Raw genomic sequence first — 25,975 nt, 5'->3', positions numbered from 1 at the left:
GGCGCGATGCCCGCCGCGCCGCGTCCGGCTTGATCTGGTCGGATGCGGCGCGAATCATGCATGCAGGGCCGCGAACGAAACAGGGGCAGCATGACCGATTTTTCCAGGACCCGGGGGCTCTTCACGATCCCTGAGGGCGTCATCTATCTCGACGGCAATTCGCTCGGCGCGCTGCCCTCCGCGGTGCCTGCGCGCGTCGCGCATATGCTCCAGGCGGAGTGGGGGCAGGAGCTGATCCGCGGCTGGAACAGCGCCGGCTGGATGGTGCAGCCGCGCCGCGTCGGCGATCGCATCGCTCGGCTGATCGGTGCGGCGCCCGGCACGGTCGTGATGGGCGATACGCTGTCGATCAAGGTGTATCAGGCGCTCGCCGCGGCGCTGTCGCTCAATCCCGGTCGCCGCGTGATCCTGTCCGACAGCGGCAATTTCCCATCCGATCTCTACATGGCGCAGGGCCTGATCCGCATGCTCGGCGATCGCGCGTCGCTGAAAGTGGTCGAGCCCGAACAGGTCGAGGCCGCAATCGACAACAGCGTCGCCGTGCTGATGCTGACCGAAGTGGACTACCGCACCGGCCGCATGCACGACATGGCCGCGCTGACGAAGAAGGCGCATGCCGCCGGCGCGCTCACCGTGTGGGACCTCGCGCATTCCGCCGGCGCCGTGCCGGTCGATCTCGCCGGGGCCGATGCCGATTTCGCCGTCGGCTGCACCTACAAATATCTCAATGGCGGGCCCGGCGCGCCGGCCTTCATCTATGTCGCGCCGCGCCATGCCGAGATCGCGCCCCCGGCGCTGTCGGGCTGGATGGGCCACGAGGCGCCGTTCGCCTTCGATCTCGATTATCGCCCCGGCGGCGGCATCGAGCGCATGCGCATCGGCACGCCGCCGATCATCGCGCTCGCGGCGCTCGATGCAGCGCTCGATGCGTGGGAGGGCGTATCGATGCACGACGTGCGCAAGGCCTCGATCGCGCTCTCCGAGCTGTTCATCGCAGAGGTCGAGACGCGTTGTCCGTCGCTCACCTTGGCGTCGCCGCGCGATGCGACGCGGCGCGGCAGCCAGGTGTCGTTCCGCCATCCCGACGGCTATGCGATCATGCGCGCGCTGATCGCGCGCGGCGTGATCGGTGACTTCCGCGCGCCGGACGCGCTGCGCTTCGGCTTCACGCCGCTCTACATCGGCGAGGCCGAGGTGCGCGGCGCCGTCGACATTCTCGCGGAGGTGCTCGACAACAAGCTCTGGGACAAGCCCGAATATCGCCAGAAGGAGCTCGTGACATGAGCAACGCCCCTTACGATCCCGCCACCGAAGGTGCGCGGATGAACTTCAAGGGACGGATGTCCTATGGCGATTATCTGATGCTGGACCGCCTGCTCGACGCGCAGGAGCCCCTATCGACGGCGCATGACGAGCTGTTGTTCATCATCCAGCACCAGACCTCCGAACTGTGGATGAAGCTCGCGATCCACGAGATCAAGGCCGCGATGGCCGCGATCGCCAAGGACGACGTGCAGCCGGCGTTCAAGATGCTGGCGCGGGTGTCGCGCATTTTCGAGCAGCTCAACGGCGCCTGGGACGTGCTGCGCACGATGACGCCCAGCGAGTACACGCTGTTCCGCGACAAGCTCGGCGAGTCCTCCGGTTTCCAGTCGTTCCAGTATCGCTCGATCGAATTCCTGCTCGGCAACCGCAATCTCGCGATGCTGCGCCCGCATGCGCATCATCCAGAGCTGACGGCGGAGCTGGAGTCGATCCTGGCGAAGCCCAGCCTCTATGACGAAGCGCTGCGGCTGCTCGCGCGGCGCGGCTTCTTCATCGGCGCCGACGGCCAGCGCACCGACTGGCGCGGCACGCGGGCTGAGAGCCCCGAGGTCGCCGCGGCCTGGACCAGCGTCTATCGCGATCCGCAGCGGCATTGGGAGCTGTATGAGCTCGCCGAGAAGCTGGTCGATTTCGAGGATTATTTCCGCCGCTGGCGCTTCAACCATGTCACGACGGTGGAGCGCATCATCGGCTTCAAGACCGGCACCGGCGGCACCTCGGGCGTGAACTACTTACGCAAGATGCTGGAGATCGTGCTGTTCCCCGAACTCTGGAAGCTACGCACCGGGCTGTGAGGCCGCGCGCACATTCGATCAGGAGATATCAATGCTGTATGCCGTCAAGGACTGGGACAACGCCTATGCCAACGGCCCGAACATTCCCGGCGGCGAGCGCTGGCCTGGGCTGTGGGTCGCGCCTGCGGAAGCGTATCGGAAAGAACTTGCGGGGCAGGGCCGCGCGAATCTCGACATCGCCTACGGCGCGCATGAGCGGCAGCGGCTCGATCTCTTCCTGCCGGAAGGAAAGCCGAAGGGTCTCGTCGTGTTCGTGCATGGCGGCTACTGGATGCGGCTCGACAAGAGCTTCTGGTCGCATCTCGCGAAGGGACCGATCGCCCACGGCTTTGCCGTCGCGATGCCGTCGTATCGGCTGTGTCCCGAGGTCGGCCTCGCCGACATCACGGTCGACGTGGCGCAGGCCATCGCGAAGGCGATGGACGAGGTTGACGGGCCTGTCGCGCTGACCGGCCATTCCGCCGGCGGCCATCTCGTCAGCCGCATGATCTGCCGCGGCGCGCCGCTCTCGGCAGAGCGGCAGAAGCGCATCACCAGCGTGGTGTCGATCTCCGGCCTGCACGACCTGCGTCCGCTGCAGCGGACCGCCATGAACGAGACCTTGCATATCGACGATGCCACGGCGCTGCGCGAGAGCCCGGCGCTGCTGGTGCCCATCGATGGCGTCGACGTCACCGCCTGGGTCGGCGGCGCCGAGCGCAACGAATTCCGCCGCCAGGCCCAGCTGCTCGCGAATATCTGGACCGGACTCGGCGCGTCCACGGCCTATGTCGAGGCGCCGGACCGGCACCATTTCGACGTGATCGATGAGCTGGCAGACGCGGAGAGCGGGCTGGTGAAGGCGCTGGTGGCGCAATAAGCGCGCACTCGCGGCGAGAACGGCGATGGCGGTAGCTATCGCCGTCGCGACCGTACGTGAGAACACTATCGTCAAAACCAATTACTGCTATCGACATAACTCATTATGGAATGATCTCACGGCTGGCTAGTCTCATCGCATGTTGAACGCTGATGTCCACTCGCATCGTCGCGGGTGGGCCGGCTCTCACCTTGACGAGAGGCATCGATGCCAGTCCGCCGTCCGAGTGCACCCGAGCTGCAGCAAGCTGCGCGTGAGATTGGCCTGGATCTCGATGATGCCGATGCGCTGTCGTTTCTCGCGCTGATGCAGGGCCAGCTCGACGCCTACGATCTCGTCGACGGCATGGCCACTCCGCTGCCCGAGGTCAAATATCCGCGGCCTCCGGGCGTCCGTCCGGCGCCGCAGGACAATCCGTTCGGCGCCTGGGCGGTGACCACGCATATCCGTGGCGCTTCGGAGGGCAGGCTGAAGGGCAAGCGCGTCGCCATCAAGGACAATGTCTGCGTTGCCGGCGTGCAGATGATGAACGGCGCCACCATCCTCGAAGGCTATGTGCCGGAGATGGATGCGACCATCGTCACGCGCCTGCTGGACGCAGGCGCTGATATCCTCGGCAAGGCGGTCTGCGAGTATTACTGCGCCTCCGGCGGCAGTCACACCTCCGCCAATGGCGTCGTCGAGAATCCTGTTGTGCCCGGCTACAATGCCGGCGGATCGTCATCGGGATCGACCGCCCTGGTGATGGCCGGCATCGTCGACATGGCCACCGGCGGCGATCAGGGCGGCTCGATCCGCATCCCTGCGTCGTATTGCGGCGCGGTCGGTCTCAAGCCCACGCACGGCCTCGTGCCCTACACGGGCATCTTTGCCGTCGAGCTCACGGTCGATCACGCCGGACCGATCACCCGCACCGTGGCCGACAATGCGCTGATGCTCGAGGTGATGGCGGGACCTGACGGCCTCGATCCTCGGCAGCGCGGGGCACCCAGGCAGAACTACACGCAGGCGCTGTCGCAAGGCGCGGCCGGCTTACGCATCGGCATTGTGCCCGAAGGGTTCGGTACGGCCGGCGCCGAGACGGAGGTCGACGACCGCGTGCGCGAGGCGGCGGGTCGTCTTCAGGCAAAAGGGGCCGACATTCGCGAGGTCTCGGTGCCGCTGCATGCCGCCGGCGCGGCGATCTGGACGCCGATCTTTCTCGAAGGCGCTACCGATCTGATGATGCGTGGCAACGCCTATGGCACCAACATGAAGGGCGTGTTTCTCGAGAGCCTGCTGGATGCCCATGCGCGCTGGCGCGATCGGGCCGGCGAGTTGTCGGAGACGCTGAAGCTCGGCATCCTGACCGGCCACTACATGTCGTCGCGCAACCGCGGCCGCTATTACGGCAAGGCGCAGAATCTCAACCGCCTGCTCACGGCAGATTATGATCGCGCTCTCGGAGAGGCCGATCTGCTGCTGATGCCGACGACGCCGATGGCGGCGACGCGGCTGCCTCCGCCCGGTGCTTCGCGCGAGGAGATCATCGGCCGTGCGTTCGAGATGGTCGGCAACACCGCGCCGACCTGCCTCACCGGCCATCCAGCGATTTCCGTATCTGTCGGAAAGACCTCCGACGGCCGGCCGATCGGCGCGATGCTGATCGCGCGTCATCTCGACGAAATGACGTTGTACCGCGCCGCCGCGGCGCTCGAGGCGTGCTATCAGTAGCGAGCCTGCTGATCGGCCTACGGCCGCGATGGCAGCAGCCCGGCGAGCTCGGACAATCCCCGGATCCGGTGATCCGGCGCGAGCCCGAGCTCGTCCATCTGCGTCCGCATCGCCTTGAACATCGTCAGCGGCGGCACGACTGCAGTGCTGTCGCAAGCCGCGGCCATCGCCTCTTGTGTGACCCGCTCGATCCACGCGACGTTCAGCCCGAAGGCCTTGGCGCCGATCGCGTCCCAGGGATTGGAGCTGACGAACAGCACCTCGGCCGGCTTGGCGCCGAGTTCGGATTCGATCAGGGAATAGGCCTCGGGGCTGGGCTTGAAGATCCTCCTGGCATCGACGCTGATGGTCTTGTCGAGCAGGCGATCGAGCCCGGTGTTTCGGACCAGGGTGTTCAACATCGCGGGCGAACCGTTCGAGAGGATCGCCAGTTGGCATCCCTGGAGATGGTTCAGGGCCGGCAGCGCGTCCTGGTAGAGATCGAGATGGACGTATTTGTCCATGATCCTGTCGAGCAGCGCCTCCTCGTAGCGCAGCCCGAGGATCCGCAAGGTGTAGATCAGGGATTGGCGGGTGACCGTCTCGAAATCCTCGTAGCGCCGCATCAGCGAGCGGAGCCAGGTGTATTCGAGCTGCTTCATGCGCCAGACCTGGGTGATCATGTCGCCATGGCCCGGAAAGGCTGCATCGGTAACGGCCGCCACCGATTGGATGTCGTAGAGCGTACCGTAAGCGTCGAAAACCACGGTGTTGATCGCCACGGGACCTGTCCTTGTGTCGAGGGTGCGACCGGAGGGCTGATGCGGGGTCCGCCAGCCGATGCCGCAAGTCTGGTCTTTACGGACCGCGGCTCGGCCGACAAAGTGAAAAATGACGATGTCAGTATCGTCTTTTTCGATAGCGGGGATTGTCGTGAACTTCGATATCGACTGCCTCAGATCGTTTCTGGTCATCGCCGAAACGATGAGCTTCTCGCGCGCCGCCGAGACCGTCGGCCGGTCGCAGTCGACGATCAGCCAGCAGATGACCAAGCTCGAAATGCAGGTCGGCAAGCCGTTGCTGGCGCGGCGGAAGGGCCGGGTGCTGGAGCTGACCCCCGAGGGCGACCGCTTCGTGCAATACGCCCGGCGCATCCTGCAGCTCAATGACGAAGCCTATGCGTCGATGAGCGACGACGTTCTGGTCGGGTTCGTCCGGCTCGGCGTTCCGCTCGACTTCTTCGGCCGCGACTTCACGACCTGGCTCGCGCGGTTCAAGCGAAAGAATCCCATGGTCGGCATCGAGGTGGAGGCCAATCAGTCGGAAAGCCTGATGAAGCGGAGCGCCCGCGGCGAGTTCGACCTCGCCTTCTTCAAGCAGGACGTCGGCGCCCGGACCGGAACCTCGATGCTGACGGAGCAACTGGTCTGGGTCAGCGGCCCGAACTACAGCCCGGATGATGCATCCATCCCGCTGGTCCTGTTCCCGGAGGGCTGTGCCTATCGCCGCTTCGCGCTGTCGTCGCTGAAGCAGCATGACCGGCGCTGGCATCTCAGCTTCGTCAGCCCGAGTTTCGAGTGCCTGAAGGCGGCGACGCTCGAAGGCTTGGGGATCACGGTCCTGGCACGCGCATTGGTGCAGCCGCCGCTGCGCATCATCCGGCAGGATCTCGGCCTTCCCCGCCTGCCGGCCGTGGAACTCGCTTATGCCCGCGGCCGGACCAACTCCCGGACGGTCGGGGAGTTGACCACCTTCCTCGCCGACAGGCTGACGGGAGCCAGCCTGCCGGCGTAATGGCCGCAGATACGCGCGGAGATCAGCTCTCCGCCACCGCATCGCCCCAGGCATGCGCAATCTCGGTCGCGCCGCTGTTGGTCTCGCCATCGCGGAGCACGATGCTGGGGCAGGCGAACTTCATCGGCATGGTCTGGACCGGCGCCGGAATCGTCTCGAACTTCGCCGAGAGCGCATTGATCACCTCCGCCGGCAGCCGCGTGTCGGCACCGACCACGTCGCCTTCGCTGGCGTCGATGCGCGGCTGATGGATCGCAGCGTCGAGATCCATGCCGTAGTCCATCACGAAGGACAGCATCTGCGCCACCGCGGGCAGGATGCGGCGGCCGCCGGAAGCGCCGAGCGCGAGACGTTGTCCTGCCGCAGTTTCCGCCACGACGGGCGTGTAGTTGGTGAGGCAGCGCTTGCCCGGCGCGAGCGAGTTGGTGGTGCCCGGCGTCGGGTCGAACCACATGATGCCGTTGTTCATCATGATGCCGCTCTGCGGCGCCTGGAACTTCGAGCCGAAGCCCGACAGCAGGGTCTGCGTCACCGCGGCCATGTTGCCGTCGCGATCGACCACCGAATAGTGCGTGGTGCAGGCGGGCGCGAGATATTCGGCGCCGAGCGCGCGCTTGCCCGCGGCGTCGCCCATGTCGTTCAGCCGTTCGCGATAGGCCGATTGCAGCGCTTCCGCATAGGCGACGAACGCACCGGCATCGGGCGTCTTGCCGCTGGCCGTGATGCTCGCCTGCATCAGCCGCAGCGCGTGTGCGAGCGTGGGGCCTGCGGTGAGCTCCGGCGTCGCGAACACGGTGCCGCCGCGATAGGGAATCCGCAGCGGCTCGCGGACATGCGCTTCGAACGCAGCGAGATCCTCGACCGACAACGCGCCGCCGGCGGCCTGGATGTCGCGGGTCATGGAGCGGGCGATGTCGCCCTGGTAGAAGTCGCGCGCGCCGGCTTGGGCGAGATGCGACAGCGTCGCCTTGAGCTGCTCCAGCGGCAGCCGTGTCACCGCCTTGGCGCCCCATTGCGGGTTCGGCGGCAGGCCATCCTTGAGATAGGCCGCGGCGCTGCCGGGATAGCGGCGCAAATCGGCGGCGCAGCTCGAGATCATCACGGTGGTCCACCAGTCCACCAGCAGGCCTTCGGCGGCCAGCGCGACGCTCGGCTTCACCAGGTCCTGCCAAGGCAGCCTGGCATAGCGGCGGTGCGCCGCCTCCATGCCGGCGACGACGCCGGGCACGGCGATCGCGCCCGGACCATGCAGGTTGCGGTCGTCCTTGACGCGGGGCCACGGGAAGATGTCGGGGGACACGCTGCCGTCATTGGTCAGCGGATAGTCCTCGACGCGCAGCGAGTCCGGCGCGCGCATGCCGTAGTCGATCACCTCGACCTTGTTCTCCTTGGCGCGATACAGCACCATGGCGCCGCCGCCGCCGAGCCCGCTCATCCACGGCTCGACGACGCCGAGCGCAAAGCCGGTCGCGATGACCGCGTCGATGCAGTCGCCGCCGGCCGCCAGCACCTCGGCGCCGATTTCGGCCGCCCGCCGCGACTGCGCCGCGACGATGCCGCCCTTGGCTGTCACCGCCGGCTTGCGGATCTCCTGGCGATTGGAAAACTGATACGGCATGGCACTTCCCTTCGATCCGCCTCATTGGTCGGGCGAATTGACACCGTCGGCCGCCGACACACAATCGGCAACCGCGCCTGCCTCCTCAGCTCAGATCGAATGGCCGTACCAGGCGTTGAGGAGAAATTTACCATTCAGGCCTTATGGTCGTCGGCAGACCAGATCGATCTCGATCAGCGCGTCATAGGCGAGGCCGGTGACGCCGACGCAGGTACGGGCCGGCAGCCGGTCCGCGGGGAAGAATGAACGATAGGTTTCATTCATTGCCGCGTAATCCCGCTTGAACTCGGTCAGGTAAATCCGAGACATCACAATATGTTCGAGGCCGAGGTTGAGACTTTGGAGGATGTACTTCAAGTTCTGCATCACCGCCTTCGTCTGATCCACGATCCCCTCTGGCAGCACGCCCTTCGCCTCCGGTGAGTCCGGCATCTGGCCGGTGACGAACACGAAGCCGTCGGTCTCGACGGCATGGCTGAACGGCGCCACCGGCTTGGTCGCGCCGGCGATCATGTGGAACTGCATGGTGGTGTCCTCTCGTGTGTGGCTAAATGGAAAGACGATAACGGTCGTCATTGCGAGGAGCTAACGGGTCCGCGCGAAGCGCGGCCCGATGACAGGCTCCGCGACGAAGCAATCCAGGGCTGCGCGTGACGCCCTGGATTGCTTCGCTTCGCTCGCAATGACGGAGGTCTGGGAGCTGGCGGAGTCAACTCAATCCGCATCCTCGAACAGCCGCTTGCTGAGGATCGCGTGGACGCCCCAATTGCCGTCGACCACCTGCGTGACGCCGAAATCCACCGCAGCCGACATCAGCGCGATCGCCTCGTCCTCGCTGAGCCCTTTGATGTGCATGAGGAAGCGGCGCATCTTGCGAAACGCGTCCTTCATCGCAAGGTCGAGCGACGACTTCGCGTAGACCTCGCTCTGGCCCTGCGCGCCGAACTCGGCGAGATAGTTCGGGTGGCTGAAGCCGGTCAGCACCCAATCGGTTTCGGTTTCGATCAGGGGATAGCTGAGATCGGCAAAGGGTTTGCCCGCGAGCTGCGACTTCTTGTGGAGGATGACCTGGAAGGTTCCGGTCATCGAGCATTCGATCGCGGTGCCGCCGAGTTCGCCGTCGCCCTGGGTCGCATGGGGATCGCCGACCGAGAGCAGCGCGCCGGGCACCGCGATTGGCAGATACACCGTCGATCCCTTGCCGAGCCGCCAATTGTCGAGATTGCCGCCGAAATAGGACGGCGGAATCGAATCCACGAAGTCGACCTCGCGCGGCGCCACCGCGATGACGCCGAAATGTGGCCGCAAGGGAATGCGGATGTTGTCGAGCACGCCGTGGCGTCGCTTGATGCTGTCGGGCGCGACGGGCACGCCGGGATAGTCGTAGGTCGCATGCACCACGCCGGACGGATCGGTCTGCGGCTCCCAGCGATAGGAATACAGCGCGCGCGCATGCGGCTCGGCAGCGTCGGCGAAGATCTCGTAGATCGTGACCGCCTCGCGCGGAGCCGGTGCTGAGATCAGCTCGTTGTAGTGATAGCCCCACCATGCCGCGACGCTGGAGCCGAACACGCGGCCCTTGTGCTGGGGGCTCCGGCTCGACCGCGGCACGATGTCGAGGATGCGCACCTCCAGCACGTCGCCGGGCTGCGCATCCTTGATCGCCACCGGGCCGGTGCAGATGTGCACGCCAAAGCCCTCGCCGGCGCCGCGCCCGAACACGCTGGCGTCCATCGGGCCCGCGCCGCGGCGGTCGACGTTCTTCCTGGTCTTGCTCCAGCCGAACACGCTGAGCGCGCCGTCATCGCCTGCGATCATCAGCTCCGGATCATCGGAGGCATGCTGGGTCAGCGTCTCCACCGTGATCGTGTCGCCGGAGGCGATCTCGAGCTGCGGCGGCAGCGAGCGGCTGAAATAGCCCCAATGCACGCGCTCGGCCGATACAGCGAGATGATGATGCCGCTGTTGTGCATCCCGGTCGTTGGCTGGCGCGGGCAGGGCGGTGCTGCTTTTCAGCGTGGCTGGCGCCTGGCAGCCGCGCTGCTGCGCCAGCGCATCCTGCGGCCAGCCGCGCTGGCCGCGCGGCGCCACGGAGGTCACCGCCTGCTCGGCCTTCTGCTGCCGGAACTCGCGCGGCGACAGGCCGAAGCGGGCGCGGAAGCTGCGGCTGAAATGGGCCGAGTCGGCAAAGCCGTAGCGATAGGCGATCTCGGAGATCGAGCGATGCGCCTCGGCCGGATTGGAGAGATCGGCCCAGGCGCGCTGCAGCCGCCGTTCCTTGACGTAATGCGTGTAGTTGTCGCCGGCGCTCTCGAACAGCTTTTGCAGATAGCGCTCGGAGATGCCTTCCGCCTGGGCGACGCGCGTGGGCGTCAGTTCGGCGTCTTCGAGCCGACGCTCGATCGCCTGGCAGATCCGGTGCAGGATCGCGGCCTGGGTCGCGCTGCTGCCAGCCTCGGAGGTCGGCACCGCCTGCTGATGCGCGAGCGTCAGCAGGAGATCGACCAGGCTCTGCGCCACCGTGCTCCATTCGGCGTCGCTCAGCGTGTCGAGGGTCCGCGCGGTCGCCTCCATGGTGCGGCAGACCACGTCGGCGAGCCCGCTTGGCGCGATCACCTGGGGCTTGGCGAATTTCAGCCTGCCGCTGATACGCCCGTGCAGGGCGGCCGATGTGACCGACAGCACGATCGCGCGCAGGTCGCGCTGGAAGGCGAGGCTCCAATCGCCCGTGCGCGGCAGCAGGATGAGATGGCCGGACGGGATGATGCGATGCGCGTCGCCGCAACGGAGCACGGCGCCATCCTCGATCGCGAGCAGCGCGATCGGCAGGTCCTCCTGGAGCTGCGGAACCGCAGCGATGGCCTGCGCGCCCGCCGACAGCCGCGACAGTGCAACGCCCGGCGCGCTGCGATTCGAGGCGGTCGCGTGCCCGTCATCGAACGGAGACTTCGCGGCAGGCTGCAGCCCGACCGAATTCAGCACATCGCGCCACGCCTCGGGGCGCTCGCCCTGCGCATAGGATTCGCTGGTGAACGGACGGAAACTCATGGCACGCCCCGGGTCGGGGAATGCGAAGCAACCCCCGTGCCAGATGAGCTTGACGGTTTGCTTCAGCGGTATGTCGGCGTTCCTCAGTCTTCTGCTCTCAAGGTCATTGTGTTCGATTCTGCTGCCCCATCAGCGGTCTGTCCCCTCCCCCTTGCGGGGAGGGGTTAGGGGTGGGGGTCCCCGGCGGCAGTGTCGCCCGGGGGCGCCCCCACCCCAGCCCTCCCCCGCAAGCGGGAGAGGGAGCGCACCTGCCGTAAGGCGAGAACTTGCGTCACATCGTCATCAATCACACCGGAAGACGTTCTTCCGGATCGTGCCGTGCACGCCCCAATTCGCATCCACCACCTGCGTCACCCCGAAATCCGCGCCGACGGACATCAGCGAGATCGCCTCGTCCTCGCTGAGATGATGCACCGTCATCAGGAAGCGGCGGAGTTTGCGGAAGGCGTCGCGCATGGCGCGGTCGAGGCTGGAGTGGTTGGCGATCTCGGTCTGGGCGTCGGCGCCGAGCTCGGCGAGGTAGTTCGGATAGGTGAAGCCGTAGACCGACCATGCCTCATTGGTCTCCAGCAGCGGATGCGTCAGGCCTTCGAGCGAGGTGCCGGCGAGATCGTTCTTCTTGTGGAGGATGAACTCGAAATCGCCGGTCAGCGAGGTCTCGATCGCGGTGCCACCGAGCTCGCTGTCGCCCTGCGCGGCGTGGGGATCGCCGACCGAGAAATAGGCGCCGGGCACGGCGACCGGATAATACATCCGCGCGCCCTTGCCGATCCGCCAGTCGTCGATGTTGCCGCCGGTGTAGCTCGGGGGAATCGAGGAGACATAGTCCGCCTCCGAGGGCGCCAGGCCCATGGTGCCGAAATGCAGCCGCGCCGGAACCTTCACGTTGGGCAGGATGTTCTCGCGCTTCTTGATCGTGGTGTGGTCGACCGGCACGCCGGGATAGTCGATCGTCGGGTGCATGATGCCGTCGGGGTCGGTCTGCGGCGTCCAGACGTAGTTGTAGACCGCCTTCGCGAACGGCTCGCCCGCGGTGTCGAGCTCGAAGATGGTGATGACCTCGCGCGGCTTCGGCTCCTCGATCAGATCGTGATATTGGAAGCCCCAATTGGCGGCGGCATTGGAGCCGAAGCATTTGCCGGCGTGGCAGCCGCATTGGCTCGGCCGCGGCCGGATGTCGAGGATGCGCACCTCCAGCACGTCGCCGGGCTCCGCGCCCTCGATCGCCACGGGGCCGGTGAGCAGGTGCACGCCGATGCCTTCGCCCGCGCCGCGAATGAACGGGCCCTCGGTCGGCCCGGAGCCGCGCCGCGCCACCGCCTTGTGCTCTTTCGTCCACTTGAACACGCTCTCGGCGCCGGGGTCGTCCTTGATCATGCGCTCGTAGTCGTCATTGGCGTGGTGGGTCAGCGTCTCGATCGTGGCGCGGTCGCCGGAGCGCAAGGTAAGGGCGGGTGTCACCACCTTGGAGAAATAGCCCCAATGGACGGTCTTGTTGGACACCGGCAGCAGATGGTGCTTCATGCGAGGGCCTCTTTGCTCAGATCGTTGCGATGTGATCGAGACGGATGGGGCCTCATGGTTCGAGACGGCGCTGCGCGCCTCCTCACCATGAGGGGAGAGAGTGAGCGCGCCGCACCCTCAGACCTCATCCTGAGGAGCCCGCCGCAGGCGGGCGTCTCGAAGGATGGCCGCGGGGTCGGTGCGAACAACGCGCTCATGCCACCGCGTCCTTCGGCCGCTCGGCCTCCATCACCGAGAGGAAGCGCGCGGTCAGCGGATGGCGCGGATTGGTCAGCACCTCGTGCGCCGGTCCCTGTTCGAGGATGATTCCGCCATTGAGGAAGGCGACGCGGTCGGCGACCTCGTCGGCGAAGCGGATCTGATGCGTCGAGATGATCATGGTCAGCCCGTCGTCGATGGCGAGGCGGCGGATCACCTCCAGCACTTCGTTGACCAGCTCGGGGTCGAGCGCCGACGTCGGCTCATCCAAGAGCAGCACGCTCGGGTTCGGCGCCAGCGCACGCGCAATCGCGACGCGCTGCTGCTGGCCGCCGGAGAGATGCCGTGGCAGCGCATCGGCGCGATGCGAGAGGCCCACGCGCTCCAGCAGCTCGAGGGCACGCCGCTCCGCCTCGAAACGGCCGAGACCGTGCACCCAGCGCAAGGGACCGGCGATGTTCTCCTTGGCGGTGAGATGCGCGAACAGATTGAACTGCTGGAACACCATGCCGACGCCGACATTGGCGCGCTCATTGGCGACCGCGCGCGGCGACAGCTTGCGGTCCTTGTCGTCGAAACCGAGCTTGCGGCCGCCGACACGGATCTCGCCGGCATCCCAGTTCTCCAGATGATTGATGCAGCGGAGCAGGGTGCTCTTGCCGGAGCCCGATGGACCGAGCAGCGCGATCACCTCGCCGATCCGGACGGTGAGATCGAGACCGTCGAGCACCTTGTTGCCGTGATAGGCCTTGCGCAGATCCTTGACTTCGACGGCGACGTTGTTGCGGGCGATCGTCGCGGCGCGCCGCGCACGGTCCTCGATCGAGAGGGCAAGCGGCGGCGTTTCCTTCAGTTCCGCGGGTTCGAGCGCAGCGGCCTCGACGGCGGGCGCTGTCTTGTCCGCAAGCTCCAGCTTGGTCGCGAGGTCAACGCGACGCCACGGCAGATAATCCGCAAGCTTGCGCTGCTTCGCCGTGCGATCGAGATCAAAAAGCCGTTCCAGCGCGAGCTGGATGACGCTGATCGCGCCCGTCAGGCCGAGATACAGCAGGCCGGAGGCGAAGAAGATCGAGAAGAAATCGAAGGTGGAGGAGGCGAGCTGCGTCGAGCGCAGCGTCAGCTCCTGTACGGCAATCACGGAAGCGAGCGAGGAGTTCTTCAGCGCGCTGACCGCCTCGTTGCCGAAGGCGGGGATCATGGTGCGGATCGCCTGCGGCGCGATGATCCGGCGCATCAGCACACCCGGCGTCATGCCGAGCGCCTGGCCCGCGAGCAACTGGCCGCGATCGACGCCGAGCACGCCGGAGCGCAGCATCTCGGCAATGAACGGCGCCTCGTTGCAGGCGAGCGCAAGGCCGGCCGCCAGCACCGCCGGCAGCTTGATGCCGATATGCGGCAGGGCATCGTAGGCGAACACCATCTGCAGGATCAGCGGCGTGCCGCGGAAGATCACCGTGTAGCCGCGCGCGATCACAGACAGTGGCCAGAACCGGCTGAGCTGCATCGCGGCGAGGACCAGGCCAAGGATCAGTCCGCCGACCAGGCCGAGCGCGGTGACCTGCAGAGTCAGCTCGATGCCCTGCAGCAGGTACGGCATGCTGAGATAGTGCAGGAAAAGGGACATGAGCGGTCGGCCTGCGAGGTGCGTAGATTCGTAGGGTGGGCAAAGGCGCGACGCGCCGTGCCCACCGCGGTGGTGCGGAAGAAAGACGGTGGGCACGCTTCGCTTTGCCCACCCTACGAGTCGCGTCGTGCGGCAGCGGCGGTCTTCACCTCTCCCCGCTTGCGGGGAGAGGTCGGATTGCATCGCTAGATGCAATCCGGGTGAGGGGGTACAGGTCTCACGAGGAACACTTCCCGTGCGGCTGCCCCTCACCCCAACCCTCTCCCCGTGAAGGACGGGGAGAGGGAGCGCACCGCCGCGTGTCGACGCAGTCTTGCTCTCAGGAGATGCCTATTAGTCCGCCGTCAGGATATCCGGCTCCTTGAAGTTGGCCGGATCGAGCTGCCACTTCTTCAACAGCTCCTGGTGGATGCCTTCCTTCTGTACCTCGATCAGCGCGGCCAGCACGGCGTCGCGGAACTTGGGCTTGTCCTTCGGCACGGCGATGCCGACCGAATAAGGGATGGTCACGGCGATCGCCTTCTCCAGCTTGTCCGGATAGGCCTTCACCGCCTGGTCGACCGTGTTGACGTCGTTGACATAGGTGTCGGCGCGGCCGGCCAGGATGGCCTGGATGCAGTTGGCGTTGTTGTCGTAGAGCTGGATGGTCGGCTCAGGCTTGCCGGCTTCCTTGCATTTCGGCGCGAGATCCTGGATCAGCGGCACCTCGACATAGCCGGTATTCTCGGCCGCGGCCGCGCCGCACATCGACATGTTGATGCCGTTGATGCCCTTCGGATTGCCCTTGGCGACCAGCACGCCGTCGAACACCTTGGAATAGGTGATGAAGTCGGCGGCCTTGGCGCGCTCCTTGGTGGCATAGATGTCGGAGATGACGATGTCGGCCTGGCCGCTTGAGAGCGTCGTCAGCAGCGCGGCGAAGGTCACCGCCTTGTAGGTCAGCTTGAAGCCGAGGCAGTCGCCGATCGCCTCGCCGAGATCGATGTCGAAGCCGACATATTTGCTCGGATCCTTCGGGTCGATCGACTCGTAGCCCGGCGTGTGCGGATTGATGGCGTTGACCAGCGTCTTGCCCTTCCAGTCCGGATATTTCTCCTTCAGCGCCGCGCAGCCCGCCGGCGTCGCCGCCTGCGCGTCGATGGGGGCGAGAAGCCCCACCGCGATGATGGCGCCGAGCGCGGCAAGCCACGCGCGCCGCGCTCCAGTGAATAGCTTCGTCTGCATGTTGCCAGCTCCTTCGAACGATGATGTCGCGCTGGTCCGGCGGTGCATGGGTGCCGTCGCCCCGGTCCAAGCTTGAGACGAAGCTTAGGTGCGCGCCCGCGCGCATGACTTGTCCCTGGGCGCACAAAAAATTGGATCGCGCCGGTGCAAGAATTGAGCAGCGGTTGCCCAAAACGACGCCTCTGCGGAATGGCTGCTGCTCGGGAGCGGTCTTCGGGGCGGCGGCACATGAAATTCTGCAAATCGGAAATTGCTTGCGGCGCTAACGCCGAGATGGAGCGGATGGCGACTCACGCGTCAGGATCGTGGCACCGCATGCCGGCTCGCCCATGCACATGTGCATTGCGATAGGCCGCCTCGCGGGCTTGGCGGGGGCGGAGCTGCCGACTACGATGCCGCCGCGCAACCTGCCCCTTTGTTTGTTGAGGTGTCTGCAATGCTGTTCCGTTTTACGGGACAACTGTCTTTTGGCCAATTCGCAGTGCGGACACTGATCGTCGTCGCTTACGCCATCATCTTCGCGCCGGTCGTCATGATCGTGATGACCAGCTTCTTCGCGCAGGAGATCGTCAGCTTCCCGCCGTCGGGGCTGTCGCTGAAATGGTACGCGAACGCGCTGGGCAAGCCGGAATTCTTACGTGGCCTCGGTACCAGTTTCCAGGTGGCGCTGCTCGCGACCGCGATCGGCGTGCCCCTCGGCACCGCCGCGGCGCTCGCGATCGTGCGCGGCGAATTCCGCGGCCGGCAGGCGCTGTCATCGTTCCTGCTGGCACCGCTCGCGGTGCCCGGCGTGGTCGCCGGTTCCGGGCTCTACATGTTCTACGTGCTGGCCGAGGACCTGCTCGACCGCGACATCAAGGCGACGACCGAAGGCCTGGTTGCCGCGCATACGCTGCTTGCAATTCCGTGGACCGTCCGGCTGGTCGTCGCCAGCCTGCAGGGGCTGGACCGTGCCGCCGAAGAGGCCGCCGCCAATCTCGGCGCCAGCCCGCTGACCGTGTTCCGCCGCATCACGCTGCCGATGATGCGCTCGGGGATCGTCGCCGCCGCGATGTTCTCCTTCATCCAGAGTTTTGAAAATCTCGATCTGTCGATGCTGCTGGTCGGCCCCGGACGGATCACGCTTCCTGTGGCCATGCTCAACTATCTCGAATTTCGCATCGATCCGACGCTCGCCGCCGTCGCCACCGTGCAGATCACGCTGGTCGGGCTGCTGATGGTGATCACCGACCGCTTCGTCAAACTGTCGCGGGTGGTGTGATGGCGCAGCTCATTCTGGAGAAGCTCACCAAGCGCTTCGGCACGTCGATCGGCGTCGAGGGCCTCGATCTCTCGGTCAACCAGGGCGAGCTGGTCGCGCTGCTCGGCCCCTCCGGCTGCGGCAAGACGACGACGTTGCGCATGGTCGCGGGCTTCCTGCCGCCGAGCAGCGGCCGCGTGCTGTTCGACCGCGAGGACGTCACGCTTCTGCCGGCCTACAAGCGCGCCACCGGCATGGTGTTCCAGTCCTACGCGCTGTTTCCGCATATGAGCGCGGCCGACAATGTCGGCTTCGGCCTGGAGATGCGCGGCCTCAATGCGGCCGAGCGCAAGACGAAGATCGATGAGGCGTTGAAGCTGGTGCGGCTGTCGCATCTCGCCGACCGGCTGCCGCGGCAATTGTCCGGCGGACAGCAGCAGCGCGTGGCGCTGGCGCGCGCGCTGGTGATCAATCCGCGCATCTTCCTGCTCGACGAGCCCTTGTCCAATCTCGACGCCAAGCTGCGCGCCGAGGTGCGGCTGGAGATCCGCGCGCTGCAGCAGCGGCTCGGCCTGACCACGCTGATGGTGACGCATGACCGCGAGGAGGCGCTGACGATGGCCGACCGTCTCGTCGTCATGGAGGGCGGTCGCGTGCGCCAGATCGGCACGCCGCAAGCGCTGTATGATTCGCCGGTCGATGCGTTCGTCGCCGACTTCGTCGGCCGCTGCAACATCCTGACTGGCCGCCGCGCGAATGACGGCCAGTTCCGCACCAGCGGTGGCCTGCTGCTCCCGGTCGATGTCATCACGGGCGAGCGCGATGATGCCGACGCCTTCGCGCTGCGCCCGGAACGGATAGATATCGTGCCCGGCGACGCCGGCGAGGTGCGCGGCCGCCTGCAGGCGATCACCTATATGGGCGCGCAGACCGAATATGTGGTGGCGCTCGGCGACGAGACGCTGGTCGCCGTGAGGCCGACGCCTGATGCCGGTGAGCCGCTGGCCGCGCTCAAGCCCAATGATGCCGTGTCGCTGCAATGGGACCGCAAGGTCCCGCGTCTCGTGCCGCAAACATCGAAGTAAAGATCGTTCATCCCCAGCGAGAGGTTCTCCCATGATTTCGCGACGTCATTTTCTCTCTGCAAGCGCCGGTGTCGCCGCGCTGGCTTCCGGCATGCCGACCGCCCGCGCCGAGGGCGGGCAGGTGGTGGTCGGCACCTGGGGCGGCGATTATGGCCAACTGCTGTCCGACATCATCGACAAGCCGATCATGACGCCGAAGGGCTTCGAGATCGTGCAGGACGTCGCCAACGCCGATCCGCGCAAGACCAAGCTGCTCGCCGAGCGGCAGAGCCGGCGCGGCTCGATGGACGTCTCCTGCCTGTCCGACAACGACGCCTACATCGTCTCGCAGTCCGACGTGTTCGAGAAGATCGACGCGGCGCAGGTGAAGCGGCTCGACAAGGTCTTCCCGGAGCTCAAGAGCGAGATCGCGATCCCGCACATCTATTCGGCGCAGGTCATCCTCTACAACACCAACCAGGTGAAGACGCCGCCGCAATCCTTCGCGGATCTCTGGGATCCCAAATGGCGCGGCAAGATCGGTCTCGCCGACATTCTCTATCCCAACAACACGCTGGCCGCTGCGCTCGCCGGCGGCGGTGGCGTCAGCAATCTCGATCCAGCCGAGAAGAAGCTGATGGAATGGCGCTCGCTCGACGTGAAGATCTATCCGTCGAACGAGGCGCTGGCAGCTGCGCTGAAGTCGGAAGAGGTGTGGATCACCACGATGTGGCTCGCGCGCGGCTTCATGTGGAAGAAGTCCGGCATTCCGCTCGCCCATGTCGTGCCGAAGGAAGGCACGCCGGCGATCGTGTTCCAGGCCTCGGTGCCGAAGAACGCCAAGAACAAGGCCGGCGGTTTCGCCTATCTCGACGCGATGCTCGACGCCAAGGCGCAGGGCGGGTTCGCCGACAAGATGGGCTATGTCCCGACCGTCACCGACGCGCCGCTGCCGGAGGATCTCGCCAAGCAGGTCAGCCTCACCGAGGCCGAGCGCGCGCGGCTGTTGAAGCCGGACTATGCCTATGCCGCCGGACGCTCGCAGCGCACGCTCGACTTCTGGAACAAGGAGTTCAAGGCCTGAGCCTTGTCTCATCGCTCCTGCGGCCTCGGCCGCAGGAGCACGCGGCCGATCCGCCGCTCATCTGCAATCGGAGCTCGCGCGATGGCGCTGCTGATCGTCCCTGCCTGTCTCCTGGTCCTGGCGCTGCTGATCGGGCCGATGATCCTGATGTTCCGGATCTCGCTCAACCAGTTCAGCCCGACCCAGCTGATGGTGCAGGCGCTGTCGCCGGACAATTACATCAAGGCCGCGACCGACCCGTACTACCAGCAGATCATCCTGGCGACGCTCGGCATCTCCATGCTGTGCACCTTGCTCACGCTGATCCTGGCGTTTCCGGCCGCCTATTGGCTCGGCCGCATGGAAAGCCGCTGGAAGAGCCTGGTCGTGATCGCGACCTTGTTCCCGCTGCTGGTCGGCAATGTCGTGCGTTCCGCCGGCTGGATGGCGCTGTTCGCGCGTGACGGCCTCGTCAACGCGAGCCTGCTGAAGCTCGGCGTGATCTCGGCGCCGCTGGAAATCATGTTCACGACCAAGGCGGTCATCATCGGCATCATCGCGGTGGTGCTGCCCTACATGATCCTGACGCTGTCGGCCGTGATCGAGAGCATTCCGCGCGACCTGGAGTATGCCGCGGCCAATCTCGGCGCCTCCGGCGCGCGCGTGTTCTGGCGGGTGATCCTGCCGCTGTCCGGCCCGGGCGTCGCCGCCGGCTCGATCCTGGTGTTCGTTTTATGCATGAACACCTATGCAACGGCGGTGCTTCTCGGCGGCCCGCGATTCAAGATGATGGCGCCCGCGGTGTACGACCAGTTCGTGCGCGGCAACAATTGGCCGATGGGCGCCGCGCTCGCCTTCATGCTGCTCGCGGTGACCATGGCGTTCACCGTGTTCGGCAGCGTGGCGTTCGCGCGGAAATATCGGACGGGATGAGGTACGAAATGAGTGGGGCGGAGGCTTCGCCGCGGACGCGGTGCAACCTCGACCCGCTTGCGGGGAGAGGTCGGATTGCATCGCCAGATGCAATCCGGGTGAGGGGGTACAGGTCTCACCGCATACACTCCCCGTGCGGCGGCCCCTCACCCCAACCCTCTCAGCGCGAGCGAAGCTCGTCGCGGCCCCGTGAAGGACGGGGAGAGGGAGCGCACCGCCTCCTTCGCTGGTAGTTCGGGATAACAAGGATAGAAACGGCATGACCGACCAAGCCACACTGCCGGGCGATGAGCTCGCCCTCATCCGGAACAAGGGCGCGGCGCCGATCGTGCCGAAGGCGACGACGCGGGATCGCGGCATCGGGCCGTTTAAGCGGCTGGCGCTGCGCAGCGCCACGGTCATCGACGGCACCGGCGCGCCGCCGATCGGGCCGGTGGACATCATCGTCGAGAATGGCCGCATCGTCAGCATCAAGAAGGTCGTGGGCTACGGCTATGCCGGCAACACCGGCGAGCCGGCCGATCACGAGATCGACTGCCGCGGCAAATGGGTGACGCCCGGCTTCGTCGACTGCCACGCCCATGCCGGCGTCGCCTATCACTCCGCCAATGGCTGGGTGCCACCGGTCGACTATGTCTACAAGCTCTGGCTGGCGCATGGCGTGACCACGGTGCGCGAGATGGGCTCGATGAACGGCCTGTCCTGGATGCTCGACCAGAAAGAGCGCGCCGAGAACAATACGATCGCCGCGCCGCGGCTGCTGGCCTACGCCTATTTCCCGGCCGTCAACGACATGGTCAAGACGATCTACACACCGGAGCAGGGACGGGAGTGGCTGCGTCAGGTCAAGCAGCGCGGCGCCGACGGCATCAAGTTCTTCGGCGCGCCGCCCGCGATCATGGAAGCCGCGCTCGACGAGTGCAAGCAGATCGGCCTGCGCACCGGCTGCCACCACGCCCAGATGGCGGTGTCGCGCATGAATGCGCTGACGACCGCGAAATGGGGCCTGACCAGCGCCGAGCACTATTACGGCCTGCCGGAGGCGCTGTTCGAGGACCGCGTCATCCAGAACTTCCCGCTCGACTACAACTATACGGATGAATATTTCCGCTTCTCCGTCTCTGGCCAGATGTTCAGGCAGGGCGCCGAGCCGGGCTCGGCCAAGTGGAACGAGGTGCTGGAGCAGTTTCTGGAAATCGGCTTTACGTTCGTGCCGACCTTCACGATCTACGACGCCAACCGCGACCTGATGCGGGCGCGCCAGGCCTATTGGCACAAGGAGTATACCTGGAAGTCGATGTGGGACTACTTCACCCCGCAGCGGGGGGGCCACGGCTCGTACTGGTATCGCTGGTCGACCCAGAACGAGATCGAGTGGAAGGAGAACTACCGGCTCTGGATGGCCTTCATCAACGAGTACAAGAACCGCGGCGGCCGGGTCTGCACCGGTTCGGATTCCGGCTTCATCTACCAGATCTTCGGCTTCGGCTATGTCCGTGAGCTCGAGCTGCTGCAGGAGGCCGGCTTCCATCCGCTCGAGGTGCTCCGCTCGGCGACCTCGCAGGGGGCTGCGCTGTGCGGGCTGGAGAACGAGATCGGCACCGTCGACGTCGGGATGCGCGCCGACCTGCTGGTGCACGACCACAATCCGTTGACGGACTTCAAGCTGCTCTACGGTACCGGCGCGATGCGCTTCAACGACGCGACCAACGCCGTCGAATGGCATCGCGGCCTGAAATACACCATTAAGGACGGCATCATCTACGACGCCGAGGAGCTGCTGGCCGACGTGCGTGAGCTGGTGAAGGCCAGCTGGGAGAGCGACGTGCCGGAGAAATACGCCACCAAGGACGCCGCGGCGCCATGAGCGCCGCGACGATCGACTTCTTCGTCCTCACCGGCTTCCTCGGCTCGGGCAAGACGACGCTGCTGCGCGACGTGCTGAGTGCCGAGACGGCGTCCGACACGGCGATCATCGTCAACGAGGCCGGCGAGGTCGGGCTCGACGGCGTGCTCTTGCGCGAGAGCGGCGACGACGTGCCGATGGCGATGCTGTCGAACGGCTGCGTCTGCTGCCAGGTCGGCAGCGACCTCGCCTTCACCATCGACCGCCTGATCATGGCGCCGCGCCCAGACGGCCTGCCGCCGTTGCGTAGGATCATCCTGGAAACGTCCGGCCTGTCGATGCCCGGCCCGGTGCTGCGCCAGCTCGCGACCTTGGCCGAGCACCGCATGCGCGTCGCTGTCGTTGCGACCTACGATCTCACCCGCGGGCTTGCGGTTGCGACGTTCGAGGAAGCCGCGGCGCAATGGGCGGCGGCGCATCGTATCGTCGCGACCAAGGCCGATCTCGCGCTGGAGGCGCTTACTGGAGCGCCGGTTGCGATCGCCCAGCTCAATCCCGTGGCCGAGGCCATCGCCGATGCGAATCGTGGGGCCATCGTGTCTGCCGCCTTCGCGCCGTTATCATCAGCACCGCCGCTGCGCGAGATCGCGCCCGCCCTGGCCGCCGCGCATCCGCGCCTTGCGCTCTGTCTCGTCCGCCCGAACGCCGAGATCGCTTACGCCGATCTCGCCGGTTGGCTCGACAATGTCGCCGGCCGCCTCGGCGAACGCCTGCTGCGCATCAAGGGGCTGGTGAAGGTGCCCGAGGCGCCGCGCCCGCTGCTGGTCGAAAGCGTCGGCACGGTGTTCTCGCCGCCGCGGCAACTCACGGCCGACAAGCCGCCACCGCCCTTCATCGTCGTGATCGCGCGCGACATCGTCCGCACAGAACTCGAACAGGTCGACCCGTCGGGGCTGTTCACGTTCTCATGGCGCGAGCCCGAGACCAGAGACGCGCCGCGTGGCATCCGCGCGGAGTGGGTGACCTGAACGCTGCGAACAGCAGCGCCGTCCCAAGCCACGCACCGTCATTCCGGGGCAATCGTGCACACGCGCTCGCGTGTGCGCGATTGAACCCGGAATCCCGAGGTTGGTGACAAGAACGCAAGCCAATCTCGGGATTCCGGGTTCAAGGCCTCCGGCCTTGCCCCGGAATGACGGCTTGGAGATGCATGAAGATCAGCCCCCGCCGATCGTGCTCAGGCTTCGCGACGGATAGCGCAAGGCGACGTCGAACGGGTTGAGCTTGCCGGCGAGCGCCTGCGCCTCGCTCTGCAGGATCTTCACCACGTGCGGCAGGCGCTCCGCGTTCAGCCGCTCCGCCAACGTGCCGACACTGAGCGCCGCAACTGCACGGCCCTGCGCATCGAGCACGGGCACGCCGACGCCGGCCATGCCGGGAATAAGCCCCGTGCTGGTGTTGACCCAACCCTGCATGCGCGCCTGCGCCAGCGCGCTGCGCAGCGAGGCCTCGTCGAGAAAGCCGCGGTCGAGCAGGCGGGGGATGTTGAAGCGGATCACCGCCTCCTGCTCGTCCTCCGGCAGATTGGCGAGAATGGCGAGGCTGCCCTGGCCGAGGCCGAGCGGCACCTTGCCGCCGATGTCGCCGGTGAAGGAGCGGATCGGGAACGGGCCCTCGACGCGGTCGAGGCACACCGCATCGAAGCCGTTGCGCACCAGCAGGAAGATCGTGTCGCTCAGGGTGGCGGAGAGCCGCAGCAGCGCCGGCCGCGCGGCATCGCGCAGGCCGCTGGCCTGGCCGGCGCGCGCCGCGATCACATAGAAGTCGAGCGCCAGGCGATAGCGCTTGCCCGCGGCCTGCTCGGCGAAGCCTTCGGCGGCGAGGTCCTGCAGCATGCGATGCGCGGTCGGCTGGCTGCAACCGGCGGCCTCGGCGATGTCCTTCAGCCGCAGCCCCTCGGGATCGCCCTCGGCAAGCACGCGCAGCAGTGTCAAAGCCCGTCGCAGGCTGGATGGGGAGGCGTTCTCGGCGGTTGTCATCTGCATTAGCGAAAGGCGGGAGGGAGTAAGCGATTGAAGATTTCATATAGCAGAATTCTAGCGAGATAAATTCAGAATGTCGGAATTCATGATTGACGGTTGGTCGCCGCCCGACGTGAAATCCGCCCAGGGCGGCCACTTCCGGGCAATGGCAGGGAGCCTCCCGCGCGAGGATTCATGGGTTTCCTGACGCTGGACGGTCTGACGAAGCGCTACGGCGAGGCCGCTGCGGTCAGCGACGTCACTCTCAATGTCGCCAAGGGCGAGTTCATCTCGCTGCTCGGACCCTCCGGCTGCGGCAAGACCACGACGCTGCAGATGATCGCCGGCCTGGTCGAGCCGAGCGCTGGCCGCATCACGCTCGATGGCCGCGACATTACGCATGAGAAGCCCGACCGCCGCGGCCTCGGCATCGTGTTCCAGAGCTACGCGCTGTTTCCGCACATGACGGTGGCGCAGAACGTCTCGTTCGGACTGGAGATGCGCAAGGTGCCGCGCGCCGAGCGCGACACCCGCGTCAAACAGGCGCTGGCGCTGGTGCAGCTCGCCGCGCTCGCCGACCGCTATCCGCGCCAGCTCTCCGGCGGGCAGCGCCAGCGCGTCGCGGTGGCGCGCGCGCTGGTGATCGATCCGCCGGTGCTGCTGCTCGATGAGCCCTTGTCCAATCTCGATGCCAAGCTGCGCGAGGAGATGCAGTTCGAGCTGCGCGGCATCCAGCAGCGCGTCGGCACCACCACGATCATGGTCACGCACGACCAGAGCGAGGCGCTGTCGATGAGCGACCGCGTCGTGGTGATGGAGCAGGGCCGCATCATGCAGGTCGATGCGCCATACCGGCTGTATGAGAATCCGGCGACGCCGTTCATCTCCTCCTTCGTCGGCAAGATGAACCGGCTGCCCGGCGTCTGGCGTCACAGCGGCATCGAAAGCAATGGCCGCGTGCTGCCGTGCGATGACGCGGGTCTCGCCGATGGCGCTGCCGCCGTGCTGGCGATCCGGCCGGAGAAGATCGCGCTGACTTCGCCCGGCGCCGGCGTGCTCGACGGCCGCGTCAAGGCGCGCTTCTTCCTCGGCAGCGCGTGGTTCTTCACCATCGAGACAGATGCCGGACTAATCGGTGTCTCCCTGCCCAATGCCGGCGAGGAGCCGGCGCGCGAGGGCGATCCGGTCGGGCTGGATTGGAGCAGATACAGCGCCAAGGCCGCCAAGCCGGAGGGAGCACAGCCGGCATGAGCAGCGCGCGCGCCGGCACCATGCCCTGGCTGCTCGCCGTGCCCGGCGCGCTGCTGTTTACGGCGCTTGTCGTCGTGCCGCTCGTGCTCACCTTGATCCTGTCGTTCCACGTCTACGACACGGCGACCGGCGTGAAGGACGAGACGACGCTGGCGCACTACGCGACCATTCTCTCGGACAGCTACTTCCTCAACATTTTCTGGCGCACCTTGCGGCTCGCGGCGCTGACGACCTTGATCTGCGCCGTCATCGGCGCGCCCGAGGCCTACATCCTGTCGCGCATGCGCGAGCCCTGGCGTTCGATCTTCCTGCTCGCGATCATCGGCCCGCTCTTGGTGTCCGTCGTGGTGCGCGCCTTCGGCTGGAGCATGCTGCTCGGACCCACGGGCCTCGTGAACGAGGCGTTCCGCGCGCTCGGTCTGGGCACGATCAAGATCCTCTACACCGAGACCGCGATCGTCATCGCGCTGGTCCATGTCATGCTGCCGTTCATGGTGATCCCGGTCTGGACCTCGCTGCAGAAGCTCGATCCGATGGTGGAAGCCGCCGCCTGGACGCTCGGCGCCTCCCGCTTCACCGCGCTGCGCCGCGTGGTGCTGCCGCAGGTGACGATGGGTCTCTTGTCCGGCAGCCTCGTCGTGTTCGGCCTTTCGGCGTCGGCGTTCGCGATTCCCGCGCTGCTCGGCGGCCGCCGGCTGAAGATGGCGGCGACCCTTGTCTATGACGAATACATGCATGAGCTGAACTGGCCGCTCGGCGCGGCCATCGCGATTCTCGTGCTGGTCATCAACCTCGTCATCATGCTCGCCTATCAGCGCGTGGTCGAAGCCCGCGCGCGACGGACGTTGGGGTGATC

21 protein-coding genes are annotated in these 25,975 nt (G+C 66.3%); 13 read left to right on the top strand and 8 right to left on the bottom strand.

Annotated elements, in window-relative coordinates:
- Positions 1-90 precede the first annotated feature (90 nt).
- The 4 genes from kynU to ACQR1Y_RS17855 all read left to right on the top strand — a co-directional run bounded on the left by kynU (position 91) and on the right by ACQR1Y_RS17855 (position 4,692).
- Positions 91-1,284 carry a kynureninase gene (kynU, locus tag ACQR1Y_RS17870; RefSeq protein ID WP_434877577.1) on the top strand — a complete coding sequence of 398 codons (1,194 nt, stop codon included), beginning with the start codon at positions 91-93 and terminating at the stop codon, positions 1,282-1,284.
- Entirely contained in the window at positions 1,281-2,120 is an 840-nt protein-coding gene (gene kynA, locus ACQR1Y_RS17865) for a tryptophan 2,3-dioxygenase (protein ID WP_434877576.1), read from the top strand. Before kynU ends, kynA begins: the two co-directional genes overlap by 4 nt.
- Before the next feature lie 31 nt (positions 2,121-2,151).
- Complete coding sequence (locus tag ACQR1Y_RS17860) at positions 2,152-2,979, top strand: alpha/beta hydrolase (RefSeq protein ID WP_434877575.1); 828 nt, start codon at positions 2,152-2,154, stop codon at positions 2,977-2,979.
- Between the two features lie 207 nt (positions 2,980-3,186).
- Positions 3,187-4,692 carry an amidase gene (locus tag ACQR1Y_RS17855; protein WP_434877574.1) on the top strand — a complete coding sequence of 502 codons (1,506 nt, stop codon included), beginning with the start codon at positions 3,187-3,189 and terminating at the stop codon, positions 4,690-4,692.
- Between the two features lie 17 nt (positions 4,693-4,709).
- Here the strand turns inward: ACQR1Y_RS17855 and ACQR1Y_RS17850 are convergent, their stop codons facing one another.
- Positions 4,710-5,453, bottom strand: a complete 744-nt coding sequence (locus ACQR1Y_RS17850) for a haloacid dehalogenase type II (RefSeq protein ID WP_434877573.1) — start codon at positions 5,451-5,453, stop codon at positions 4,710-4,712.
- 151 nt (positions 5,454-5,604) lie between these two features.
- Between ACQR1Y_RS17850 and ACQR1Y_RS17845 the strand changes: the two genes are divergently transcribed.
- Positions 5,605-6,465, top strand: a complete 861-nt coding sequence (locus ACQR1Y_RS17845; protein WP_434877572.1) for a LysR substrate-binding domain-containing protein — start codon at positions 5,605-5,607, stop codon at positions 6,463-6,465.
- Between the two features lie 22 nt (positions 6,466-6,487).
- Here ACQR1Y_RS17845 and ACQR1Y_RS17840 read toward each other — a convergent pair whose 3' ends face one another.
- The 6 genes from ACQR1Y_RS17840 to ACQR1Y_RS17815 form a co-directional block, all read right to left on the bottom strand.
- Complete coding sequence (locus tag ACQR1Y_RS17840; RefSeq protein WP_434877571.1) at positions 6,488-8,083, bottom strand: gamma-glutamyltransferase family protein; 1,596 nt, start codon at positions 8,081-8,083, stop codon at positions 6,488-6,490.
- A 141-nt stretch (positions 8,084-8,224) separates the two neighbouring features.
- A complete protein-coding gene (locus tag ACQR1Y_RS17835) occupies positions 8,225-8,608 on the bottom strand; it encodes a RidA family protein (RefSeq protein WP_434877570.1) in 384 nt (127 codons plus the stop codon).
- Between the two features lie 189 nt (positions 8,609-8,797).
- Positions 8,798-11,131, bottom strand: a complete 2,334-nt coding sequence (locus ACQR1Y_RS17830) for an acetamidase/formamidase family protein (RefSeq protein WP_434877569.1) — start codon at positions 11,129-11,131, stop codon at positions 8,798-8,800.
- Between the two features lie 282 nt (positions 11,132-11,413).
- Positions 11,414-12,655: an acetamidase/formamidase family protein gene (locus ACQR1Y_RS17825; RefSeq protein ID WP_434877568.1), complete on the bottom strand. Its 1,242-nt coding sequence runs from the start codon at positions 12,653-12,655 to the stop codon at positions 11,414-11,416.
- 193 nt (positions 12,656-12,848) lie between these two features.
- Positions 12,849-14,477 carry an amino acid ABC transporter permease/ATP-binding protein gene (locus ACQR1Y_RS17820; protein ID WP_434856110.1) on the bottom strand — a complete coding sequence of 543 codons (1,629 nt, stop codon included), beginning with the start codon at positions 14,475-14,477 and terminating at the stop codon, positions 12,849-12,851.
- Between the two features lie 333 nt (positions 14,478-14,810).
- The gene (locus tag ACQR1Y_RS17815) at positions 14,811-15,701 is read right to left on the bottom strand and encodes an ABC transporter substrate-binding protein (protein WP_434877567.1); all 891 of its coding nucleotides are present in this window, start codon (positions 15,699-15,701) and stop codon (positions 14,811-14,813) included.
- 436 nt (positions 15,702-16,137) lie between these two features.
- On the opposite strand from ACQR1Y_RS17815, the gene ACQR1Y_RS17810 reads away from it, so the two are divergent.
- The 6 genes from ACQR1Y_RS17810 to ACQR1Y_RS17785 all read left to right on the top strand — a co-directional run bounded on the left by ACQR1Y_RS17810 (position 16,138) and on the right by ACQR1Y_RS17785 (position 22,875).
- Entirely contained in the window at positions 16,138-16,962 is an 825-nt protein-coding gene (locus ACQR1Y_RS17810; RefSeq protein ID WP_434877566.1) for an ABC transporter permease, read from the top strand.
- On the top strand, positions 16,962-18,026 hold the full coding sequence (locus tag ACQR1Y_RS17805) for an ABC transporter ATP-binding protein (RefSeq protein ID WP_434877565.1): 1,065 nt from the start codon (positions 16,962-16,964) through the stop codon (positions 18,024-18,026). Before ACQR1Y_RS17810 ends, ACQR1Y_RS17805 begins: the two co-directional genes overlap by 1 nt.
- A 31-nt stretch (positions 18,027-18,057) precedes the next feature.
- Positions 18,058-19,089, top strand: coding sequence for an ABC transporter substrate-binding protein (locus ACQR1Y_RS17800; RefSeq protein ID WP_434856106.1), 1,032 nt, complete (start codon positions 18,058-18,060; stop codon positions 19,087-19,089).
- An 81-nt stretch (positions 19,090-19,170) separates the two neighbouring features.
- A complete protein-coding gene (locus tag ACQR1Y_RS17795; protein ID WP_434856105.1) occupies positions 19,171-20,001 on the top strand; it encodes an ABC transporter permease in 831 nt (276 codons plus the stop codon).
- Positions 20,002-20,260: 259 nt separating this feature from the next.
- The gene (locus ACQR1Y_RS17790) at positions 20,261-21,868 is read left to right on the top strand and encodes an amidohydrolase family protein (protein WP_434877564.1); all 1,608 of its coding nucleotides are present in this window, start codon (positions 20,261-20,263) and stop codon (positions 21,866-21,868) included.
- Positions 21,865-22,875 carry a CobW family GTP-binding protein gene (locus ACQR1Y_RS17785; protein WP_434877563.1) on the top strand — a complete coding sequence of 337 codons (1,011 nt, stop codon included), beginning with the start codon at positions 21,865-21,867 and terminating at the stop codon, positions 22,873-22,875. Before ACQR1Y_RS17790 ends, ACQR1Y_RS17785 begins: the two co-directional genes overlap by 4 nt.
- Before the next feature lie 189 nt (positions 22,876-23,064).
- Here ACQR1Y_RS17785 and ACQR1Y_RS17780 read toward each other — a convergent pair whose 3' ends face one another.
- Positions 23,065-23,886, bottom strand: coding sequence for an IclR family transcriptional regulator (locus ACQR1Y_RS17780; protein ID WP_434877562.1), 822 nt, complete (start codon positions 23,884-23,886; stop codon positions 23,065-23,067).
- Positions 23,887-24,063: 177 nt separating this feature from the next.
- On the opposite strand from ACQR1Y_RS17780, the gene ACQR1Y_RS17775 reads away from it, so the two are divergent.
- Positions 24,064-25,119 carry an ABC transporter ATP-binding protein gene (locus tag ACQR1Y_RS17775; RefSeq protein WP_434877561.1) on the top strand — a complete coding sequence of 352 codons (1,056 nt, stop codon included), beginning with the start codon at positions 24,064-24,066 and terminating at the stop codon, positions 25,117-25,119.
- Positions 25,116-25,973, top strand: coding sequence for an ABC transporter permease (locus tag ACQR1Y_RS17770; RefSeq protein ID WP_434877560.1), 858 nt, complete (start codon positions 25,116-25,118; stop codon positions 25,971-25,973). The genes ACQR1Y_RS17775 and ACQR1Y_RS17770 overlap by 4 nt, the downstream gene beginning before the upstream one ends.
- Positions 25,974-25,975: the final 2 nt, after the last annotated feature.

Origin of the sequence: Bradyrhizobium sp. HKCCYLRH3099 (assembly GCF_051167855.1) — a bacterium.
Lineage (GTDB): Bacteria > Pseudomonadota > Alphaproteobacteria > Rhizobiales > Xanthobacteraceae > Bradyrhizobium.
This window is presented reverse-complemented; position numbering and strand designations above follow the sequence as displayed.

Excerpts from the sequence above, each read along its gene's own strand:
- ACQR1Y_RS17795 (WP_434856105.1), top strand. The coding sequence starts at position 19,171 with ATGGCGCTGCTGATCGTCCCTGCCTGTCTCCTGGTCCTGGCGCTGCTG.
- ACQR1Y_RS17825 (WP_434877568.1), bottom strand. The coding sequence starts at position 12,655 with ATGAAGCACCATCTGCTGCCGGTGTCCAACAAGACCGTCCATTGGGGC.
- kynA (WP_434877576.1), top strand. The coding sequence starts at position 1,281 with ATGAGCAACGCCCCTTACGATCCCGCCACCGAAGGTGCGCGGATGAAC.
- ACQR1Y_RS17780 (WP_434877562.1), bottom strand. The coding sequence starts at position 23,886 with ATGACAACCGCCGAGAACGCCTCCCCATCCAGCCTGCGACGGGCTTTG.
- ACQR1Y_RS17840 (WP_434877571.1), bottom strand. The coding sequence starts at position 8,083 with ATGCCGTATCAGTTTTCCAATCGCCAGGAGATCCGCAAGCCGGCGGTG.
- ACQR1Y_RS17835 (WP_434877570.1), bottom strand. The coding sequence starts at position 8,608 with ATGCAGTTCCACATGATCGCCGGCGCGACCAAGCCGGTGGCGCCGTTC.
- kynU (WP_434877577.1), top strand. The coding sequence starts at position 91 with ATGACCGATTTTTCCAGGACCCGGGGGCTCTTCACGATCCCTGAGGGC.
- ACQR1Y_RS17770 (WP_434877560.1), top strand. The coding sequence starts at position 25,116 with ATGAGCAGCGCGCGCGCCGGCACCATGCCCTGGCTGCTCGCCGTGCCC.
- ACQR1Y_RS17785 (WP_434877563.1), top strand. The coding sequence starts at position 21,865 with ATGAGCGCCGCGACGATCGACTTCTTCGTCCTCACCGGCTTCCTCGGC.
- ACQR1Y_RS17790 (WP_434877564.1), top strand. The coding sequence starts at position 20,261 with ATGACCGACCAAGCCACACTGCCGGGCGATGAGCTCGCCCTCATCCGG.
- ACQR1Y_RS17800 (WP_434856106.1), top strand. The coding sequence starts at position 18,058 with ATGATTTCGCGACGTCATTTTCTCTCTGCAAGCGCCGGTGTCGCCGCG.
- ACQR1Y_RS17775 (WP_434877561.1), top strand. The coding sequence starts at position 24,064 with ATGGGTTTCCTGACGCTGGACGGTCTGACGAAGCGCTACGGCGAGGCC.
- ACQR1Y_RS17820 (WP_434856110.1), bottom strand. The coding sequence starts at position 14,477 with ATGTCCCTTTTCCTGCACTATCTCAGCATGCCGTACCTGCTGCAGGGC.
- ACQR1Y_RS17860 (WP_434877575.1), top strand. The coding sequence starts at position 2,152 with ATGCTGTATGCCGTCAAGGACTGGGACAACGCCTATGCCAACGGCCCG.
- ACQR1Y_RS17830 (WP_434877569.1), bottom strand. The coding sequence starts at position 11,131 with ATGAGTTTCCGTCCGTTCACCAGCGAATCCTATGCGCAGGGCGAGCGC.
- ACQR1Y_RS17810 (WP_434877566.1), top strand. The coding sequence starts at position 16,138 with ATGCTGTTCCGTTTTACGGGACAACTGTCTTTTGGCCAATTCGCAGTG.
- ACQR1Y_RS17855 (WP_434877574.1), top strand. The coding sequence starts at position 3,187 with ATGCCAGTCCGCCGTCCGAGTGCACCCGAGCTGCAGCAAGCTGCGCGT.
- ACQR1Y_RS17815 (WP_434877567.1), bottom strand. The coding sequence starts at position 15,701 with ATGCAGACGAAGCTATTCACTGGAGCGCGGCGCGCGTGGCTTGCCGCG.
- ACQR1Y_RS17805 (WP_434877565.1), top strand. The coding sequence starts at position 16,962 with ATGGCGCAGCTCATTCTGGAGAAGCTCACCAAGCGCTTCGGCACGTCG.